This window comes from Leifsonia poae, assembly GCF_020009625.1.
GTDB lineage: Bacteria > Actinomycetota > Actinomycetes > Actinomycetales > Microbacteriaceae > Leifsonia > Leifsonia poae_A.
In genome coordinates this window covers 2,941,543-2,959,145 of record NZ_JAIHLP010000002.1, presented here as the reverse complement: position 1 = coordinate 2,959,145, position 17,603 = coordinate 2,941,543, and the positions used below count along the sequence as shown (strand labels likewise).

Below are 17,603 nucleotides of genomic sequence, written 5' to 3'. Positions count from 1 at the left end.
GGGGTTCGCTCAGGTGCCGGGGTTCACTCAGGCGCCGGCGGGCGCGAGACCGGTGAAGAGGCGCTCCTCGGCACGATCGAGCGCCAGCCTGAGGGAGCCGATCGCCACGGACTCGTCGCCGAGGATCGAGCACACGACGCGCGGGGGGAACAGCGTCTCTTTGTCGATGCGTTCGCGAACTGGGTCGGCGATCGCATCCCCGGCCGCAGACATTCCGCCGCCGATCACGAGCAGCTCGGGGTCCACCGCGACGATGATCGGCGCGAGACCCACGGCGAGATCTTCTGCGAAGTCGTCGATGCGGTGCTGGGCTTCAGCGTCACCGGCGGCGGCCGCCGCGAAGACGCGCTCGACCGCCTCGCCGGGATCGGGTTTCGTCTCGTGGGTGAACTGCAGGAACCGGTCGTAGGCCGGCGCCCACTGCAGGCCACGCCAGAGCCCGATCTCGGTCGCCGCTCCGTGATGCCCGCGGTGCGGGCGACCGTCGATGAGCAGCGCTGTGCCGATGCGACGGCCGGCGTGCAGGTACACGACATCCCCCGCATCCTTCGCCGCCCCCAGCCAGTGTTCGGCGAGCGCCGCCATCGCGATGTCGTTGGCGGCCCGGCTCGGAAACCCGAACCGTTCGCTGACGTGCGCGCCGAGATCTTGACCTTCCCAGCCGGGGATGACCGGACTGTGTGCGACGACCCCGTCGATGCCGACGACTCCCGGTGTCGCGATCACGGCGTCGTCGATGCCCTCGCTTCCGGACGGCACATGCTCCAACGCTTCCTCGATCACCGAGTCGAGCGCACGGAGACGCCGTTCCGAGGTCCATCCCGGGTCGAGCTGGTGGCGCGCGCGGGCCGAGATCTCCCCTTTGAGGTTGCAGATCAAGGCGACCGCCTTGTGGGCTCCGATGTCGACGCCGAGCACATGGCCTGCGTCCGGTCGGAACTCGTAGGCCTGGGCTGGGCGGCCGATCACCTTTCCGGGTCGGGCGGCCTCGTGTTCGACCAGGGTGATCCACTGGGTCGCCACCAGATCGTCGATGGCCTGTTTGGCGGTGGGGCGGGAGATCTGCGCGGCGGACGCGAGTTCAGTGACGGTGCGGGCGCCTCCCTGGTGAAGCACGCGAAGGACCGACTGCAGGTTGAGCCGACGCAAGACGGAGGAATCACCGCCTGCGCGAAGTCCGCCCGATGCCATGTCCACTCCCTCGACCTCATGCGAAAGCGTCTTATGAAAGGTTCTAGCTTAAAGAATGCTAGCACGCATGGGCCGTTCGCTCTTGAATTCGGCAGCGCCTGGGGCAGAGCAGTGCATCAGGGCGAGGGCTCCCGGGTTTTAGACTGGAAGGAATGGGCGTCGCTCGCTTGTCCGTGCCCGTGTCGCTAGTGATTCTCGCGTTCGGCGGGATGCGGTATGGCGTTCATGATTCGTGTCGGGTGAGCATGGGTGCCCTTCGTCTGTTTCATTTCTGGGAGGTTGGATTCCGTGGCCGATTCATCGTTTGACGTGGTCAGCAAGGTCGACAAGATGGAGGCGGACAACGCCCTCAACCAGGCCCGCAAAGAGATCGAGCAGCGCTACGACTTCAAGGGTGTCGGCGCTTCCATCGAGTGGAGCGGCGAGAAGGTGCTGTTGAAGGCCAACACCGAGGAGCGCGTCAAGGCGGTGCTCGAAGTGTTCGAGTCGAAGCTCATCAAACGTGGAATCTCGCTTCGCTCACTCGACACCGGCGAGCCGTTCGCCTCCGGCAAGGAGTACCGCATCGAAGCGGGGATCAAGAACGGCATCGAGCAGGATGCCGCCAAGAAGATCTCGAAGCTCATCCGCGATGAGGCCCCGAAGACTGTCAAGTCTCAGATCCAGGGCGACGAGCTCCGCGTCACTTCCAAGAGCCGCGACGACCTGCAAGCCACTATGGCGCTGCTGAAGAACGCCGACCTCGACGTCGCTCTGCAGTTCGTCAACTTCCGCTGATCGGGCTCGCCCGCTTCACGTGCTGAGATAGCCGCGGAGCCAGCGCGTCATTCGCCCATACGCCTCCTTCCGCACCGGTTCCTTCGACAGGAAGATGTCGTGCAGTGCGCCGTCGATGCGGGTGACCGTGACCGTCGGCGCCAACGAGAGCGCCCGACGGGCGATGTCGTCGACGACCAGCACGATGTCGGAGGACATCATCTCGGGGGTCCACCGCGGCGAGATGGTCGAGCGCGCCGAGGCCATGGTCAGCACGGGTGCGTCGATCGCCAGCCCGGCGGCGACCTGCGCATGACCCGCCAGAACGGCGCTCAGCCAGCCCGAATGCACGACGAAGCCTCGCGGGGGGCGCCAGTCTAAGTCGTAGTCCCATTCGCCGTCCATCGTCGCCGACACGGTTCGCGTATAGAAGCCGAGGTCGACGTTCGGCATCGCCGCGCGCGGATCGACTCGGGCCTGCAAGCCCACGATCGGGGCCAAGGCCGCCCGGCCGGCCGAGCGCGCCTGGAATTCCAGCCAGGGACTGTTCAGTACCAGCGCATCCGCCCGCCCCGGATGCCGGTTCACCCAGAGACTCAGCGTGAGCCCACCGGTCGAATGGCCGAAGAGGACGAGACGTCGACCCCCGGTCTGCCCGATCACGGCGAGAGCCGCTTCGATCTCCTCGTCGTAGGTCGTGAGGTTCTCGACATATCCGGGTGTCTGCCAGCGGCGCAGGCTTCGCCCGTACTTCCGCAGGTCGAGCGCGTAGAACCGCGCTCCCATTCGGTGCCAGTACTCCGCCAGCTCCTTCTGGAAGAAGTAGTCGGACCACCCGTGCACGTAGAGAACATCGGTGTGCGCCGCAGGATCACGCTCGAAGTGCACATCGGAAAGGCGGGGCCCCGGTGCGTAGCGCACCAGGGTCGCCACGACCTCCCCTTCGGCATCCGGCTCGAGCGGCAACGTGAGCTGCTCGAAGCCCGCCCCCAGCACATCCGGTTGCCATTTCGTCTGTTGCTTCATGCACACAGCGTGGCAGGCGGCCACCCTCCTGGCCAGTGCCGAGGCGGACCGGTGGACAACTCCTCGCGACGTCGAACGGTGGAGGAGGTTACTTCGGGTTCGAGATCTGCACCATCTCATCGCGCGGAACGACCTTCACGCGGGTGCGTCCGCGCTGGTCGCCGAGTGACAGCTCGTGCGCGTCCAGATTGTGCCAGCCGTCAAGGTTCGTGTACTCCACACCGCGGGACTTGAGGAGGTTCTCCACAGATTCCTCGGAGGGGTCGGCGGGAACCCACCAATTCCCCTGATCGTTGATCACATGTTTGATCGTTTCCATCGCATCCGATTTGGTGTGGCCGATGAGCCCGACCGGGCCCCGCTTGATCCACCCCGTCGCGTACACGCCGTACATGCGCTCATTGTCGCCCTTGCGCAGCACCTGACCCTCGTGGTTCGGAATCACACCGTGCTTCTTGTCGAACGGAATCTCGTCAAGAGGCGAACCGAAGTAGCCCACCGCACGGTAGAGCGCCTGAATCGGGATCTCCCGAATATCGCCGGTTCCCCGCACGCCGCCCTCGCCATCCGGCTCGGTTCGCTCGTACCGGATCGCCGCGACAGCGCCCTCGTCGTCGGAGACGATCTCGAGCGGCTTGGCGTAGAAGTGCAGGTGCAGCCGGCGAGACGCCTGGCCTACCTCGCGCTCCCGCCACTTCTGCAGCACGCGATCGATCACCATCACCTGCTTGTTGCTGGCGATGGCCGCTCGGGAACCCTCGTCGTAGTCGAAATCCTCGTCGTAGACGATCATGTCGACGTCGTTCAGCTCGCCGAGCTCACGCAGCTCCAGGGGTGTGAACTTCACCTGTGCCGGGCCACGCCGCCCGAAGACGTGCACATCCGTCACCGGCGAGCTCTTCAGAATCTCGTAGACGTTGTCCGGAATCTCGGTCGGAAGCAGATCGTCGGCGTGCTTGGCCAAGATGCGCGAGACGTCGAGGGCGACATTGCCGTTCCCGATCACCGCGACCGACTCCGCCTCGAGCGGCCAGGTGCGCGGAACATCGGGGTGCCCGTCGAACCAGCTCACGAACTCGGCGGCCCCATACGACCCCTTCAGGTCGATACCGGGAATGTCGAGGTCGGAGTCCCGCATCGCCCCTGTGGCGAAGATCACAGCGTTGTAGTGCTTCTTGAGATCGTCGAGGGTGATGTCGCGACCGTAGGTGACATTCCCGAACAATCGGATCTCACCGCTGTCGAGCACCTCGCGAAGCGCGGTGATGATGCCTTTGATGCGGGGATGGTCGGGGGCGACGCCGTAGCGCACCAGGCCGTACGGCGCCGGCAGCTGCTCGAACAGGTCGATGGAGACGTCGAACTCCCGCTCCGCCTTGAGCAGGATGTCCGCGGCATAGATCCCCGCAGGGCCCGCGCCGACGATGGCCAGTCGCAATTTGGTCATTCGTTGTGTCTTCCTTGCTCAGTTCGAACGTTCCACGATGGTTTCCGCGAAACGCGTCAGGGCCTTCTTCACCGAACCGGTCGGCAACGGCGCCAGCGCCTCGACCGCTTCTCGTGCCCATTGGTGCGCCTCTTCCAGCGTCTGCCTCGTCACCTCGTGGTCGCGCAGTGCCGCGATCGCCGAGGTCGCCTCCGGAGAGAGCACGCCGTCGTCGACCGTGCCGATCACATCGCGTTCCAGCCGTTCGAGAAGCTCTCGCGCGTCCGCATCGGTCTGCGCCCTCGCCCGAAGGCGCAGCAACGGCAGCGTCGCCACTCCGGCGCGCAGATCGTTCCCCGGTGTCTTCCCGGTCTCTTTCACACCCTTGGCAGAGAGGTCGATCACATCGTCGATGAGCTGGAAGGCGACGCCGACCTTCTCGCCGAACACCACGACCGGCCTCTCATACTCAGCCGGCGCCTTCGAGAACACGACGCCCATCTGTGCGGCGGCCGCGATGAGCGACCCGGTCTTGTCAGCGAGCACCTGGATGTAATGCTCGATCGGGTCTTCGCCCTCCTGGGGGCCGATCGTCTCGTGGAGTTGTCCGAGGCACAACCGCTCGAAGGTGTCGGCCTGCAGATTGATCGCGCGCTCCCCGAGCGCCGCGACCATCTTGCTGGCACGGGCGAAGAGCAGATCGCCGGTGAGCACCGCGACCGAGTTGCCCCACACGGACTGAGCGCTCGGGACCCCCCGCCGCATCTGCGCCTCGTCCATGACATCGTCGTGGTACAGCGAGGCGAGATGAGTGATCTCGATCGCCTCGGCAGCGGAGAGGACCTCGGGAGTGTTGCCCTGACCGAGCTGAGCGGTGAGCAGGGTGAGCATGGGGCGAACCCGTTTGCCACCGGCCTCGAGAAGGTAGCGCGCCGTGACGTCTGCGAGCACGTCGGCGAACCGCATCTGCGAGTGGAGACCCTCCTCCACGAGAATGAGCCCCGCGTCGACGGCGGCAGCGAGACCCTTGTCTTCCCCTGAGGCGAAGATCTTCTCGCTCAGGCCGATCTGGCTAGAAAGCGACGCAGGTCGTCGCACAGCCGGAACGCTTGATGGCACTACTCCCCCTCAGGTGGGACGGTTGGCTTCGATGACGCTTTGCTCGACCCCGCTTCGGAGCGAGGTGCACGCTTGGACGCGGCAGGCTTCGCCGCGGTGGACTTCGCGGCAGTCGGCTTTGCAGCTGCAGGCTTCGCAGCAGCAGACTTCGCGGCAGCAGACTTCGTGGCAGCAGACTTCGCGGCAGAGGCCTTCGCGGCAGTCGGCTTCGCAGCTGCAGGCTTCGCAGCAGCAGACTTCGCGGCAGAGGCCTTCGCAGCAGTCGGCTTCGCAGCAGTCGGCTTCACGGCAGTCGGCTTCGCAGCTGCAGGCTTCGCGGGGGCGACGGCCGTTGGCTTGACACCCCGGTGGAGGGCGACGATTCCGGCGGTCAGATTGCGGTAGGCGACCGACTCGAAACCGGCCTGACGAACCCAGTCGGCCAGCACGGGCTGGGTGGGCCACGCCTCGATGGAATCCATCAGATACTCGTAGGCAACGGGATTCGAGCTGGCCACCCTGGCCAGCACCGGCATCCCGAAACGGAGGTATGCGGAATAGCCGCTGCGGATGAGCGACAGCGGCGGACGGGAGAACTCGCAGATCACGACACGGCCGCCCGGTTTCGTGACGCGGAAGAACTCGGCGAGCGCCTTCTGCGGGTCGACGATGTTGCGGAGCCCGAACGAGATCGTGACCGCATCGAACGTGTCATCGTCGAAGGGCAACGCCATGGCGTCCGCCTGCACGAACTCGACGAAAGGGTTTCCCGCCTGGCGTGCCCGGCCGACATCGATCATCCCGGCCGAGAAGTCGGCCGCGACAACGCGGGCCCCCTCCTTGGCGAGGGACGCGCTCGAAGTGCCGGTACCAGCGGCGACATCGAGGATCACCTCTCCGGCGCGCGGGGCGACAGCACGCGTCGTCGCCATCCGCCAGAGGGCCGCGTTCCCCATCGACAGGACGTTGTTCGTCCGGTCGTAGTGGGTCGACACCTCATCGAACATGGCGGCGACCTGCTCGGGCTGCTTACGGAGGTCGGCCTTACTCACCCCACTAGCTTAGGCGGAGCCCGAGGACGGCGCATCGACGACGGCGGAGCCGAGGCCACAACCACGACGAACGCCCAGGCCACGCGCATCGGTCCCCCAGCATCCCGGGCGTAGGCTGAACCGGTGACAGCTACAGCGACCACGACGCGTGCGCCCGGCGCCATCGCGCTTACGGTCGAGACGACCCCCCTCGACGACGTGCGCCAGCTCATCCCGTTCCTCGACGCGCGGCACCCGCTGCTCTGGTTGCGCCGCGGTGAAGGTCTGGCCGGCATCGGAACAGCCCTGCGACTGGAGTTCACCGGGGCCGACCGCATGCGCGCGGCGACGACGGCGTGGGCAGAGGTGGTCTCGCGGTCGTCTGTCATCGACCCGCTCGCGAAGCCGGGCACGGGGCTCGTAGCGTTCGGCACCTTCGCGTTCGCCGACGACAGCGCACGGCCGAGCGTGCTCATCGTTCCCGAGGTCGTGATCGGGCGACGCGACGGACGCAGCTGGATCACGCGGATCCGACCGCTCGACAACGCCGAAATGCCTGACAGGACCGGAGCCGACACCGGCCGTACCGGTTCCACATCTGGCCTCGGCGCCGTCCCGAACCCTCAGCCCACACCGTTCGGCGACGAATACCGTCTCTCACTGCTCCCGGGCGCCCTGAAGAAAGACGGCTACCGCGAGGCGGTGGCCGCCGCGGTGGAGCGCATCCGCGAACACGATCTCAGCAAAGTGGTGCTGGCACGCGACCTCGTCGGCCACCTCCCCCACGAATCCGATCTACGGCGAGCGCTCGTCGAACTGGCGCTCGGCTACCCCGAATGCTGGACCTTCGCGGTCGACGGTCTCGTCGGGTCATCCCCCGAAACACTGGTTCGGGTCGACCACGGCGCGGTCAGTGCGCGCGTGCTCGCCGGAACGATCTCCCGCGGCAGCGACGCTGCCAGCGACCACGAGGCGGCCGTCTCCCTCGCCGCCAGCACCAAAGACCAGGATGAGCACGGCTACGCCGTCGACAGTGTCCTGGCCGCCCTCGCGCCGCACAGTTCGGGGCTCGCGGCCAGCGATGTCCCGTTCACCCTGAAGCTGCCCAATCTGTGGCATCTGGCGACCGACGTGGAGGGCACCCTCAGCGACGGCTCCACCTCCCTCGACCTGATCGACGCCCTGCACCCCACCGCAGCGGTCGCCGGAGCCCCGACCCGGGATGCGGTGGCCCTCATCCGCGAGCTCGAACCGTTCGACCGGGGCCGCTACGCGGGACCGGTCGGCTGGGTGGGTGCCGACGGCGACGGCGAATGGGCCATCGCCCTGCGCTGCGCACAGGTGAGCGAGAACGGCGACCTCACGGCGTATGCCGGCTGCGGAATCGTCGCGGACTCCGACCCGGAGCGGGAGCTCGCCGAGACGGCGATGAAGTTCCGCCCCATCGTCGAAGCATTCGGCTGAGCCCCGCCCCACCGAAGCGACGAGATCAGGAGGCGGCCAGGCGCTTACGCTCGACGTCCACGTCGTAGTCGGCGGGTGGCCAGCCGAGGTCGAGTTCTTCGAGCGCCCGGATGAGCAGATGCTGCACGGCGAGCCGCGCATACCATTTGCGGTCGGCGGGCACCACGAACCAGGGGGCGTGCTCGGTGGAGGTACGCTCGAACACCGTCTGGTACGCATCCTGGTACGAATCCCAGAGCAGACGCTCGTCGACGTCGCCGGGGTTGTACTTCCAGTGCTTGTCCGGCCGGTCGAGCCGGTCCGCGAGCCGTGATTTCTGCTCGTCCTTGCCGAGGTGCAGCATCACCTTGACGATGCTCGTGCCGTCGTCGACGAGCTGCGACTCGAAGTCGTTGATCGCGCCGTAGCGTCGCTCGATCTCGGCTGCCGGGGCGAGCTCGCGGACGCGGCCGATCAGCACATCCTCATAGTGGGAGCGGTCGAAGACGCCGATCTGACCGGCGGCCGGGAGTTCCCTCTCCACCCGCCAGAGGAAGTCGTGGGAGAGCTCCTCTTTCGTCGGCTTCTTGAACCCTTTGTAACGGACACCGCCGGGGTTCACAGCACCCACGACATGCGAGACGATCCCGCCTTTGCCCGCCGTGTCCATCGCCTGCAGCACGAGCAGCACCCGGCGCTGGTCGCCGACGGTCCCTGCCGCGAAGAGCCGCTCCTGCAGATCGGCGAGGATGCTCGCCCCCTCCGCCAGCGCTGCGGCGCCGTCGTGCTTGCCGCCGTCGAAACCCGAGTGCGCATCCGTCGCCTGGTCGGCCAGCGTGAAGTCGTCCCCGGCTTTCAGCAGGTCGTACGGGTCGGATGTCCAGAAGCTTTCGCGTCCCACGTGTCCTCCTCGATCGAGCGGTGAGTTCATAGTACGGTCACGGCACGGATTTTCGACACCGGGATGCGCGTCGACACGGTGGCGCATCTGCGAACGCCGCATCCGCCGCGGAGTGACCACGACCCTCTGCAGCGGCCGTCGCGCCAGAACCCGCCCCGCCCTGCCCCCGCCCCGGCCCGGCACCGCCCTGCTCCGCCCCGCCCCGGCCCTGCTCCGCCCCGCCCCGGCCCGCCCCGCCCCGGCCCGGCCCCTGAATTCAGGGGAACCCACGCGGCGCGCGCCGACACGTCCTGTACTCAGGCACTGGCGGTCGCCCCCGAGGCATTCATCCTGAATACCGGCGACGCCCACCCGGCGCCCACCCGGTCGGCCGGCCACCCGGTCACCCGGCCACCCGGTCAGCCGGCCCGCCCCCGCCCTGCCCCGGCCCCCTGAATTCAGGGGAACCCACGCGGCGCGCGCCGACACGTCCTGTACTCAGGCACTGGCGGTCGCGCCCGAGGCATTCATCCTGAATACGGGCGACGCCCTCCCGGCGCCCACCCAGTCACCCGGTCACCCAGTCACCCGGTCACCCGGTCACCCAGTCACCCGGTCACCCGGTCACCCGGTCACCGTCCGGTCGAATACCGGATCGAACGCGTGCGCCGGGTAGTAGGCCACCGTCGACTCGTCCCCGCCCGGCAGTAGCAGCGGCCGAAACTCGGCGTCCGCCTCGGCGTCTTCGAACGTGAGGTCGAGGATCTCCCGCCAGCGTCCGTCCGGCATCCGCTGCACCGTGGCCTCCCAGGTGACGCCCGGGGTCTCCTTGGCCTGCAGCCGGAAGTGGATGCCGACGGCGCGTCGCCGTTTGAGCAGCGAGAGCAGCCCTCGGTAGACGGCGATCCGCTCCACCGAGGTGAACCACGGCCGCAGACTGCGCACGAGCACATCGGCGTTCCACAGGATCGTCGTGGCGAATCCGGCACGCGACTGGTAGACGTCCACTGCTATCACCCCGGGGATGCGCCGCAGCGTCTGTCGCAGGGTGCCGCGGGTGATCCCCTCCTGCACCGTGCTGTGCAGGTAGAACGGCACCGACGGTTGCGGCACCGACGCCCCGGCCCGCAGCGCGGCGTGGTCGACGAGCCGCTGCCCGGGGCCGAAGTGCACGCGCAACTGCCGGAGCATGTCGGCGACGCGCTCGTCGGGCGGGTCGGCTTCGAGTGCGCCGGCCGTGTCTGCGTAGGCGGTCGACTGGTGGAGCGCGCCCAAGCGGAACCCGATCGGCAGCGGCGGACCCGCCTTGACGGTCACGAACTCCCGGGTGCCCGCGGTCACCCCCGAGACACCGCCCCGGCTCCAGCGCACGGGATTCTCGCGGCCCTCCAGCCGGGGAACGATGTCGAGCACGTGCTCCAGGGCGAGGACACGCACGCCGGGCGGTAACTCCAACCGGCCGAGCGGGGCACCACCGGTGACCAGGTGCGTCACCGTGAAGCCGGCGGCGGCCGCCCGAACGGCGACTTGGGCCGCCACCATTCCGCCGAGGCTGAACCCGGCCAGCAGCACCGGCTCGCCCTGGCGGATTCCGGCGGCACGCATCGTCTCGAGTCCGGCACGGGTAGCGGTCGCCTCGACGTCTGCGCCGATCACGAGGTCGGCCGTGAGGTCGTTGGGGGCGACGCCGGCGCGGGGATGCCACGACTTGGTGCTCGGGAACTGCACGATCCAGTGCCGCAACCCGCTCGCATCCGGGCGGGAGCTCAGCCGGATGAGCGCGACATCCGCCCGATCGTCGAGGTCGGGATCGCACAGGTCGTCGATCTCGCGCTGGCTCACGAACAGGTCGCGCAGACCGGTGATCTGGTGCCGTCTCAACGCTCCCGCCGCGAGTCCGGGGTAGCCGAGCGGGTCGGGGTACGGCCCGAGGGCGAGCCCGAGGAGGGCGGCCGGGGCGTCGACGATGCCCGGTGACGGCCGATAATCGTGCCGCGCATCCGGGTCGCGCCACCAGGTGAGGAAGTCGCGAATGTGCGGGAACGTCTCGGCCAGATAGTCGTCGTATTCGAGGGTGCGCACGCGGTGCCCGTCGAGGAGCAGCCCGCGACGACGTCCCACGTTCACGGCTTTGCGAAGGAGACCCGGCAGCGTGAAGACCGCGACGTACGGCCGGGCGCGCCACCGCGGCGAGACCAGGCCGATCAGCCCGGCGAGCAATGCGAGCGGGGCGAGCAGAGGCACCGCCAGCCGCGCGGTCGCCCCGAAGAGCCGGGGTGCCGCGTTCAGATAGAGGGAGCTGTCGGTCAGCGTGCGTTCCGCGCGATCGCGCGGCGGCCGCAGACGGAACGGGTAGGGGTTGCGCGCCCTCCGCTGCACGGCGAACCACACCCAGCCCGCCAGCGCCTCGACGATCCGCACCACGACGGCGAGGAGGCCGACCGCGACCGCGACGACGAGCAGGAGCAGGCCGACGGCGAGCGCGAGAAGACCCCCGACGATCAGCCCGGCGACGAGGGCGATCCACCGCCCGGGCCCGCGGCCTCGCGCTGTGCGCGGGCGGTTCTGGGGCAGCATGGCGTCAGCCTAGCGCTGGCGGCCGACGCGGACTCCTGGCGGCGGCCCCGCGGGCGGGATGCGCTACATACATGTATTTGAGTCGCTTTCGCTGGTGCCCGAGCCGACGCGAGCGCTACCTTTTCGTCAGGACACCGCGCCACTCCGGCACGGCGAATGAAAGGGAAACCCCGCAATGTGGAACAACTTCTGGAACGTCATCTGGCTCATCTTCTGGGCCTTCGCGTTCATTGCGTACTTGTTCGCGCTGTTCGCCGTGATCGGTGATCTGTTCCGCGACCGCAAGCTCAACGGCTGGTGGAAGGCGCTGTGGATCATCTTCCTCATCTTCCTGCCGTTCCTCACGGTGCTCGTCTACCTGATCGCTCGCGGCCGCGGTATGGCCGAGCGCCAGGTGAAGGAAGTGACCCAGGCTCAGTCGCAGGCCGACGACTACATCCGTCAGGTCGCCAGCACCTCGCCCGCCGACGATATCGCCAAGGCGAAGGCGCTCCTCGACCAGGGCGTCATCACTGCGGGCGAGTTCGACGCCCTCAAAGCGAAGGCCCTCGGCAACAAGTTCTGAGGCCGTCGACGCCGACGACGACGCACGGCGTTCGCGACGCCCGTGCCGGGCACGGAGGCTCTCCCCTCTAGCGCGAACGCCCGTGCGGTTCGTATTCTGATATCCGCGACCAGTCGGCCGCATCCACTGCAAGGAAGAGAGCAAGCGCAATGGCGGGAAAGTTCGAGCTCTACCAAGACAAGTCCGAGCACTGGCGGTTCCGCCTGAAGGCCGGGAACGGTGAGATCATCGCCGTCGGCGAGGCGTACAACTCCAAGGCGAGCGCGCAGAACGGGATCGATTCCGTGAAGCGCAACGCCGCAGAAGCCGAGGTCGTCGTCGTCGACAGCTGATCTCGATAGTGAGCAAGGGGCGCCCTCCGATCGAGATCGGCGGACGCCCCTTTTCATTGGTCGATGTCCTCCTGTCGTGACACCGTGGCAGATGTAATATTCATGTATGCCTGTACCCGACACAGAGGCCGTCAACCCGAGACGGCTGATCAGAGACGAAGTATTCCTCCGCCTCCTCGACGCGATCGTCGACGGCGACCTCCTCCCCGGTGAGCAGCTCTTCGACGCCGAGATCGAGAAATGGGTCGGCGTCTCCCGCACCCCTGTGCGCGAGGCCCTCAACCAGCTCGCAGCCATGGGGCTCGTCGAGATCCTGCCCCAGAAGCGCACCAGGGTCACGCCGATCGACACGAACCGCCTCCGCGGTCTGATCGAAACCCTCCGCACCCTGTTCCGCAGCGTGGTGCGGGATGCGACCCCACTGCTCACCGACGGAGACAAGGCCGAGCTCGCCTCCTTCGCAGAGCAGATCAGCTCCGGCGAAGGCCTGGCCGACCTCGGCCGATCACGGCTGGTCAGCGAGAACTTCCTCAACATCTACGTGCGGCGGCTCGACAACAAAACGATCGCCCGCCTCCTCTCGCGCCACATGCCCGAGATCCGGCGCGCCATCAACATCGCGCCCTCCACCGCCCCCTTCGAAACCGGCCTGCCCATCCTGCAGGCCACCGTTGACGCCTCGATCGCCGGCGACGCCGACACGGCGGCCGCCGGAGTCGACGACTTCTGGCTGCACACCGTCGGCGCACTGGTGGACTCGCTCGAGACCGAGGAGAAATAATGCCACTGCCCGTCAAAGACACCAAGCCCGTCGAGCGTCAGCTGCTCCGCGACGTCGTCTACACCCGGCTCTACGACGGGATCATCGACGGCACGCTCGAGCCCGGCGAGACCCTGCTCGACGAGAAACTGACCGCCTGGCTCGGCGTCTCCCGCACTCCGGTGCGCGAGGCCCTCATGAAGCTCGCCGACATCGGTCTCGTCGAGATGGCACCCAACCGGTACACCCGGGTCGCCCCGATCGACCTGCGCGCCATCGATGAAGCGATCTACGCTACCGGCATCCTCCACGAGCACGCCGCCCGCACAGGGATCCCGCAGCTGACCCCGGCCGCGATCACCCGCCTCGAGAAGCTGGCCAGAGATGCGAGGAAGCACGCCAAGTCGGCCGACCTCCCCGCCCTCGGCGCCGACCTCAACGCGTTCTTCCACGAGCTCGAAGAAGCCACCGACAACCGCGTGCTCCTCGCCGTGGCCGAAGGACTCAGCCCGCAGCTCCTGCGCTATGTGACCGTCTGGGAGCTGCCGTTCGACACGGCCGACATCCCGGGGCGGATCGCCGAGATCGCCGCCGCCGCCAAAGAGCGAGACGGCGAGAAAGCGGCGACGCTCGTCCACGAACTCTACGAATCCGCCCGCCAGCAGTTCTTCAGCGAGTTCCGGCGCACCGACGCGGAGATCGACGAGAACCCGATCCTCTGATCGGTCGAGCGGCTGCTCAGACCTCGAAATCGACGGCTGAGCGGCCGCTTATCACCGAGCGGATGTACGCGGCGACGGCCTGGTGGTCGGGATGCTCGACATATCGCGCCAACGCCGCCGCATCCTCGAAGTCGCTGATCAGCACGACATCGAAGTTCGCCTCGGGGGTGAGCGCGTTCACGCCGACCTCCAGGCTCAGCAGCTCCGGAATGGTCGCCGGCAGCGACTCCAGGCCGGACGTGATCGCGGCGATCTGTTCGGCACGCTCGGCTTCCCCGGTCGCGGCGAGCTTCCACGAGACGACGTGGCGGATGGTCATACTGCCTCCAAGAGAGCGGTTCGCAGACGCGCGGGATCGACGCGCCAGTAGGTGTGCACCCGGCCGCCGATGAGCACGACGGGGATCTCCTCCACGTAGCGCTCGTGCAGCTCGGCATCCTCCAGGATGTTCCGCTCGGCGACGGTGACAGCGGGGGAATCCTCCGGCAGGTCGGCAACGACAGACCGGATCACTTCCCGTGCGTCATCGCAGAGATGGCAGCCCGGTTTGCCGATGAGGATCAGGTCGACGGAAGACACCTGATCAGCCTAGAGCCCGGCCACCATAAACGGGACCAAGCAAAAAGCGCCGACCCTTTCAGGTGCCGACGCTTGCGCTGCAGACGCTGAGGTCTACTTCTTGTTGCGACGCTGGTGGCGAGTCTTGCGAAGCAGCTTGCGGTGCTTCTTCTTCGCCATACGCTTGCGACGCTTCTTGATAACGGAACCCACGTAGACCTCACAAAAGATAGGGGGCAGGCCGCGGGATACGCGGCGACACAAGACACCAGTCTAGCGGACGTCAGGCAGTGTCGGCGACGTGGTTGTCCAGAGCCTGCGTGACGGCCGACTCCGGCACCCGGAACGAACGCCCGAACCGGATGGCGGGGAGCTCCCCAGAGTGCACCAGACGGTACACGGTCATGCGGGAGACGCGCATCATGTCGGCCACCTCGGCGACCGTCAGAAAGCGCACATCCGAGAGATCGCGTGCCATGAGTGTCGAATTCCTCTTGTTCCGGACCCGATGACGGGTCTGAAGTCCAATGGTACCCGTGTGGAACGGGTGGTGAATCGACACTCTAGAGCCAGTTCGGCCCTCGCGTAAAGGGGCGAGGGGCGCCTGCTCAGTCGCGACGCCATTTGCGCGGGGTGACGCGCTCGACGGCCGACGTCACCCGGTGGCTCGTGTCGGCGAACACCTTGCCGACCGTGCTCGCGAACTCGCGGGTCTCGTCGGCCAGATCGACCCCCAGGCCGGAGATGTCGAGCTCGGTCGCCACGAACGGGATGATCCAATCCTCCACGGCCTCCAACGGCGCCGAATCGAGGCGGTAGTAGCGATGCTGGCCCTCCTCGCGAACGGCGACGAGTCCCGCATCCCGCAGCACCTTCAGGTGTTTGGAGACGGTCGGCTGGCTGAGCTCAAGGGTGGCCACGATCTCGGAGACGCTGATCTCGCCGGCGGCGTCGGCGGCGTCGGCGGCGTGACGGTCGAGGAGAACGCCCAGAATGTCGCGTCGCGTCGCGTCGGCAATCACGTCAAAGATGTCGGCCATTCCCCCAGGCTAGTCACTCGCCCAGCGGAGTACCATGTCAAGCTGTCGTCAGGGAGGAGCAGACCATGCGAGCAGGCCAGCTCACCAGACGGCTGCCGGCCGGCCCGGCCGGCCGCGTTCGCGAAGCCCTCAACGGCTTCGCGAGCCGCAGCCCCTCACGGTTCGCGATCCTGGTGTTCACGCTGCTCATCCTCGTGTTCACGCTGCTGTTCTCGCTGCCGATCGCCACGACCACGAGCTCGACCACGCCGCTCGCCGACGCCCTGTTCACGGCCGTCTCCGTGATCTGCGTCACCGGGCTCTCCACCGTCGACATGGCCACCCACTGGTCGGTGTTCGGGCACTCGCTGGTCTACGTGGGCGTTCAGGTCGGCGCGGTCGGCGTGCTGACGATGGCGAGCATCCTGGGCCTCGTCATTTCCAGACGGCTCGGACTGCGCGCCAAGCTGATGGCCGCCAGCGACAGCAACCCACAGCGCATCCACGCCGGGCCGGTGGCCGAGGGGCAGGCTGTGCGCCTCGGCGAGGTCGGAAAGCTGCTGATCACCGTCGCTCTCAGCATGGTCGTCATCGAAGGCGTCGTGGCAATGCTGCTCTTCGTGCGGATGCTCATCGCCGGCACCGGGCTCGGCACCGCCGTCTGGGAGAGCGTCTACTACTCGGCGATGGCGTTCACGAACACCGGCTTCGCCCCGAACGTCGAAGGCCTCACCCCGTTCGCCACCGACTACTGGTTCCTCGGCGCCCTGATGATCGGCGTCTTCCTCGGCTCGATCGGGTTTCCGGTCATCCTCGCCATCGCCATGAACCTGCGGAAACGGCGGCGGCGGTGGTCCATCCACGTGAAGATGACGCTGCTCACGTCGGTGATCCTGCTCGTCGCCGGCACTGTGCTCTACATCGTTCTCGAATACGACAACCCGAAGACGTTCGGCAATCTGGATGCCGGCCACACCGTCTTCCAATCCTTGTTCCTGTCGACGATGACCCGGTCGGGCGGGTTCTCGACGATCCCCATCGACGATCTGCACGGCTCGAGCCTGCTGGTGACCGACATGCTCATGTTCATCGGCGGCGGCTCGGCCTCGACGGCCGGCGGCATCAAAGTCACGACACTCGCTGTGCTGTTCCTCGCCGCCTTCGCCGAGGCACGCGGGGTGGAATCGATGGATGCGTTCAAGCGCCGCATCCCGATCGACGTCCTGCGCCTGTCGGTGGCGGTCGCCATCTGGGGCGCGACGATCGTTGCCGTGTCGAGCATCGTCATCCTGCAGATCACGAAGGCCCCCCTCGACCATGTGCTCTTCGATGTGATCTCGGCGTTCGCCACCTGCGGTCTCTCCACGGGGCTCACCGAGAAGCTCCCGGATGCGGGTGTGTACGTCATGGCTGCCACGATGTTCTGCGGGCGCGTTGGTACAGTGACACTCGCTGCGGCGCTGGCCCAGAGTCAACGCAAACAGCTGTTCCAGAACCCGGAGGAGAGGCCGCTCGTTGGTTGACAGGATCAAGCACAACGCCCCGGTGCTGGTGATCGGCCTCGGACGTTTCGGCGCCGCCACCGCCGGACAGCTCGACCGGCTCGACCGCGAGGTGCTGGCCATCGACACAGACGGCGCCCTGGTGCAGAAGTGGGCCGACCGCGTGACGCATACGGTGCAGGCGGATGCGCGATCCATCGAGACCCTGCGCCAGATCGGCGGGGAAGACTTCTCCATCGCCGTCGTGGCTGTCGGCTCGTCAATCGAGGCGAGCGTGCTCATCACCGCGAACCTGGTCGACCTCAAGGTGCCGCAGATCTGGGCGAAAGCGATCTCGCAATCGCACGGCAAGATCCTCGAACGCATCGGCGCCAACCACGTGATCTACCCGGAGGCCGAAGCGGGCGAACGTGTCGCCCACCTTGTCTCCGGCCGCATGCTCGACTTCATCGAGTTCGACGACGACTTCGCCCTTGTGAAGATGTACCCGCCGAAACCCATCCGGGGACTCAACCTCACCGAGTCTGGCGTGCGCACCAAATACCGCATCACTGTCGTCGGCGTGAAGTCCCCCGGCAAACCGTTCACCTATGCCACCGCCGACACCGTCGTCTCCAACCACGACCTCATCATCATCTCCGGCACCTCCTCCGACATCGAACGCTTCGCCGCCCTCGACTCCTAACCCCCTCCTCCCCGCCCCGCCCCCCCTCCCCC

Annotated in this window: 19 protein-coding genes and 2 pseudogenes; 9 read left to right on the top strand and 12 right to left on the bottom strand. The window is 67.2% G+C overall.

Features of this window, described 5'->3' with window-relative positions; translation table 11 throughout:
- Positions 1-27: 27 nt before the first annotated feature.
- Entirely contained in the window at positions 28-1,191 is a 1,164-nt protein-coding gene (locus K5L49_RS20715; protein ID WP_223695312.1) for an ROK family transcriptional regulator, read from the bottom strand.
- Positions 1,192-1,479: 288 nt separating this feature from the next.
- On the opposite strand from K5L49_RS20715, the gene K5L49_RS14990 reads away from it, so the two are divergent.
- On the top strand, positions 1,480-1,968 hold the full coding sequence (locus tag K5L49_RS14990) for a YajQ family cyclic di-GMP-binding protein (RefSeq protein WP_223693946.1): 489 nt from the start codon (positions 1,480-1,482) through the stop codon (positions 1,966-1,968).
- Positions 1,969-1,983: 15 nt separating this feature from the next.
- On the opposite strand, the gene K5L49_RS14985 is transcribed toward K5L49_RS14990, so the two are convergent.
- From K5L49_RS14985 to K5L49_RS14975, 3 genes are all read right to left on the bottom strand, one after another.
- The gene (locus K5L49_RS14985) at positions 1,984-2,973 is read right to left on the bottom strand and encodes an alpha/beta hydrolase (protein ID WP_223693944.1); all 990 of its coding nucleotides are present in this window, start codon (positions 2,971-2,973) and stop codon (positions 1,984-1,986) included.
- Positions 2,974-3,061: 88 nt separating this feature from the next.
- Positions 3,062-4,420: an FAD-dependent oxidoreductase gene (locus tag K5L49_RS14980; RefSeq protein WP_223693943.1), complete on the bottom strand. Its 1,359-nt coding sequence runs from the start codon at positions 4,418-4,420 to the stop codon at positions 3,062-3,064.
- Positions 4,421-4,438: 18 nt separating this feature from the next.
- Positions 4,439-5,497, bottom strand: a complete 1,059-nt coding sequence (locus tag K5L49_RS14975) for a polyprenyl synthetase family protein (RefSeq protein ID WP_223693941.1) — start codon at positions 5,495-5,497, stop codon at positions 4,439-4,441.
- A 161-nt stretch (positions 5,498-5,658) separates the two neighbouring features.
- Here K5L49_RS14975 and K5L49_RS20710 point away from each other — a divergent pair.
- Positions 5,659-5,781, top strand: a pseudogene (locus tag K5L49_RS20710) (pentapeptide repeat-containing protein); the annotation flags it as partial.
- Positions 5,782-5,865: 84 nt separating this feature from the next.
- Here the strand turns inward: K5L49_RS20710 and ubiE are convergent.
- Positions 5,866-6,549, bottom strand: a pseudogene (gene ubiE, locus K5L49_RS14965) (bifunctional demethylmenaquinone methyltransferase/2-methoxy-6-polyprenyl-1,4-benzoquinol methylase UbiE); the annotation flags it as partial.
- A 123-nt stretch (positions 6,550-6,672) separates the two neighbouring features.
- Here ubiE and K5L49_RS14960 point away from each other — a divergent pair.
- Entirely contained in the window at positions 6,673-7,992 is a 1,320-nt protein-coding gene (locus K5L49_RS14960; protein ID WP_223693939.1) for an isochorismate synthase, read from the top strand.
- A gap of 25 nt (positions 7,993-8,017) precedes the next feature.
- On the opposite strand, the gene K5L49_RS14955 is transcribed toward K5L49_RS14960, so the two are convergent.
- Positions 8,018-8,902: a PPK2 family polyphosphate kinase gene (locus K5L49_RS14955; protein WP_223693937.1), complete on the bottom strand. Its 885-nt coding sequence runs from the start codon at positions 8,900-8,902 to the stop codon at positions 8,018-8,020.
- A gap of 573 nt (positions 8,903-9,475) precedes the next feature.
- A complete protein-coding gene (locus tag K5L49_RS14950; protein ID WP_223693935.1) occupies positions 9,476-11,428 on the bottom strand; it encodes a hypothetical protein in 1,953 nt (650 codons plus the stop codon).
- 175 nt (positions 11,429-11,603) lie between these two features.
- Between K5L49_RS14950 and K5L49_RS14945 the strand changes: the two genes are divergently transcribed.
- The 4 genes from K5L49_RS14945 (at position 11,604) to K5L49_RS14930 (ending at position 13,807) form a co-directional block, all read left to right on the top strand.
- The gene (locus tag K5L49_RS14945; protein WP_223693933.1) at positions 11,604-11,993 is read left to right on the top strand and encodes an SHOCT domain-containing protein; all 390 of its coding nucleotides are present in this window, start codon (positions 11,604-11,606) and stop codon (positions 11,991-11,993) included.
- Positions 11,994-12,142: 149 nt separating this feature from the next.
- Positions 12,143-12,325, top strand: a complete 183-nt coding sequence (locus tag K5L49_RS14940) for a YegP family protein (protein ID WP_223693932.1) — start codon at positions 12,143-12,145, stop codon at positions 12,323-12,325.
- A gap of 106 nt (positions 12,326-12,431) precedes the next feature.
- Entirely contained in the window at positions 12,432-13,106 is a 675-nt protein-coding gene (locus K5L49_RS14935) for a GntR family transcriptional regulator (RefSeq protein ID WP_223693930.1), read from the top strand.
- Complete coding sequence (locus K5L49_RS14930; protein WP_223693928.1) at positions 13,106-13,807, top strand: GntR family transcriptional regulator; 702 nt, start codon at positions 13,106-13,108, stop codon at positions 13,805-13,807. The genes K5L49_RS14935 and K5L49_RS14930 overlap by 1 nt, the downstream gene beginning before the upstream one ends.
- A 16-nt stretch (positions 13,808-13,823) precedes the next feature.
- Here K5L49_RS14930 and K5L49_RS14925 read toward each other — a convergent pair whose 3' ends face one another.
- From K5L49_RS14925 to K5L49_RS14905, 5 genes are all read right to left on the bottom strand, one after another.
- Positions 13,824-14,126 carry a Dabb family protein gene (locus K5L49_RS14925; protein WP_223693926.1) on the bottom strand — a complete coding sequence of 101 codons (303 nt, stop codon included), beginning with the start codon at positions 14,124-14,126 and terminating at the stop codon, positions 13,824-13,826.
- Complete coding sequence (locus tag K5L49_RS14920; protein ID WP_223693925.1) at positions 14,123-14,386, bottom strand: glutaredoxin family protein; 264 nt, start codon at positions 14,384-14,386, stop codon at positions 14,123-14,125. Before K5L49_RS14920 ends, K5L49_RS14925 begins: the two co-directional genes overlap by 4 nt.
- A gap of 93 nt (positions 14,387-14,479) precedes the next feature.
- A complete protein-coding gene (locus K5L49_RS14915) occupies positions 14,480-14,578 on the bottom strand; it encodes a 30S ribosomal protein bS22 (protein ID WP_003792170.1) in 99 nt (32 codons plus the stop codon).
- Positions 14,579-14,648: 70 nt separating this feature from the next.
- Complete coding sequence (locus K5L49_RS14910) at positions 14,649-14,843, bottom strand: helix-turn-helix domain-containing protein (protein ID WP_055889786.1); 195 nt, start codon at positions 14,841-14,843, stop codon at positions 14,649-14,651.
- 130 nt (positions 14,844-14,973) lie between these two features.
- A complete protein-coding gene (locus K5L49_RS14905; RefSeq protein WP_223693923.1) occupies positions 14,974-15,405 on the bottom strand; it encodes an ArsR/SmtB family transcription factor in 432 nt (143 codons plus the stop codon).
- Between the two features lie 65 nt (positions 15,406-15,470).
- Between K5L49_RS14905 and K5L49_RS14900 the strand changes: the two genes are divergently transcribed.
- Positions 15,471-16,907 (top strand): TrkH family potassium uptake protein, encoded by a 1,437-nt coding sequence (locus K5L49_RS14900; protein ID WP_223693922.1) that lies wholly within the window; start codon positions 15,471-15,473, stop codon positions 16,905-16,907.
- Positions 16,900-17,571 carry a potassium channel family protein gene (locus K5L49_RS14895; protein ID WP_223693920.1) on the top strand — a complete coding sequence of 224 codons (672 nt, stop codon included), beginning with the start codon at positions 16,900-16,902 and terminating at the stop codon, positions 17,569-17,571. The genes K5L49_RS14900 and K5L49_RS14895 overlap by 8 nt, the downstream gene beginning before the upstream one ends.
- Positions 17,572-17,603: the final 32 nt, after the last annotated feature.

Excerpts from the sequence above, each read along its gene's own strand:
- K5L49_RS14905 (WP_223693923.1), bottom strand. The coding sequence starts at position 15,405 with ATGGCCGACATCTTTGACGTGATTGCCGACGCGACGCGACGCGACATT.
- K5L49_RS14930 (WP_223693928.1), top strand. The coding sequence starts at position 13,106 with ATGCCACTGCCCGTCAAAGACACCAAGCCCGTCGAGCGTCAGCTGCTC.
- K5L49_RS14910 (WP_055889786.1), bottom strand. The coding sequence starts at position 14,843 with ATGGCACGCGATCTCTCGGATGTGCGCTTTCTGACGGTCGCCGAGGTG.
- K5L49_RS14935 (WP_223693930.1), top strand. The coding sequence starts at position 12,432 with ATGCCTGTACCCGACACAGAGGCCGTCAACCCGAGACGGCTGATCAGA.
- K5L49_RS14940 (WP_223693932.1), top strand. The coding sequence starts at position 12,143 with ATGGCGGGAAAGTTCGAGCTCTACCAAGACAAGTCCGAGCACTGGCGG.
- K5L49_RS14980 (WP_223693943.1), bottom strand. The coding sequence starts at position 4,420 with ATGACCAAATTGCGACTGGCCATCGTCGGCGCGGGCCCTGCGGGGATC.
- K5L49_RS14985 (WP_223693944.1), bottom strand. The coding sequence starts at position 2,973 with ATGAAGCAACAGACGAAATGGCAACCGGATGTGCTGGGGGCGGGCTTC.
- K5L49_RS20715 (WP_223695312.1), bottom strand. The coding sequence starts at position 1,191 with ATGGCATCGGGCGGACTTCGCGCAGGCGGTGATTCCTCCGTCTTGCGT.
- K5L49_RS14925 (WP_223693926.1), bottom strand. The coding sequence starts at position 14,126 with ATGACCATCCGCCACGTCGTCTCGTGGAAGCTCGCCGCGACCGGGGAA.
- K5L49_RS14950 (WP_223693935.1), bottom strand. The coding sequence starts at position 11,428 with ATGCTGCCCCAGAACCGCCCGCGCACAGCGCGAGGCCGCGGGCCCGGG.
- K5L49_RS14955 (WP_223693937.1), bottom strand. The coding sequence starts at position 8,902 with ATGAACTCACCGCTCGATCGAGGAGGACACGTGGGACGCGAAAGCTTC.
- K5L49_RS14900 (WP_223693922.1), top strand. The coding sequence starts at position 15,471 with ATGCGAGCAGGCCAGCTCACCAGACGGCTGCCGGCCGGCCCGGCCGGC.
- K5L49_RS14945 (WP_223693933.1), top strand. The coding sequence starts at position 11,604 with ATGTGGAACAACTTCTGGAACGTCATCTGGCTCATCTTCTGGGCCTTC.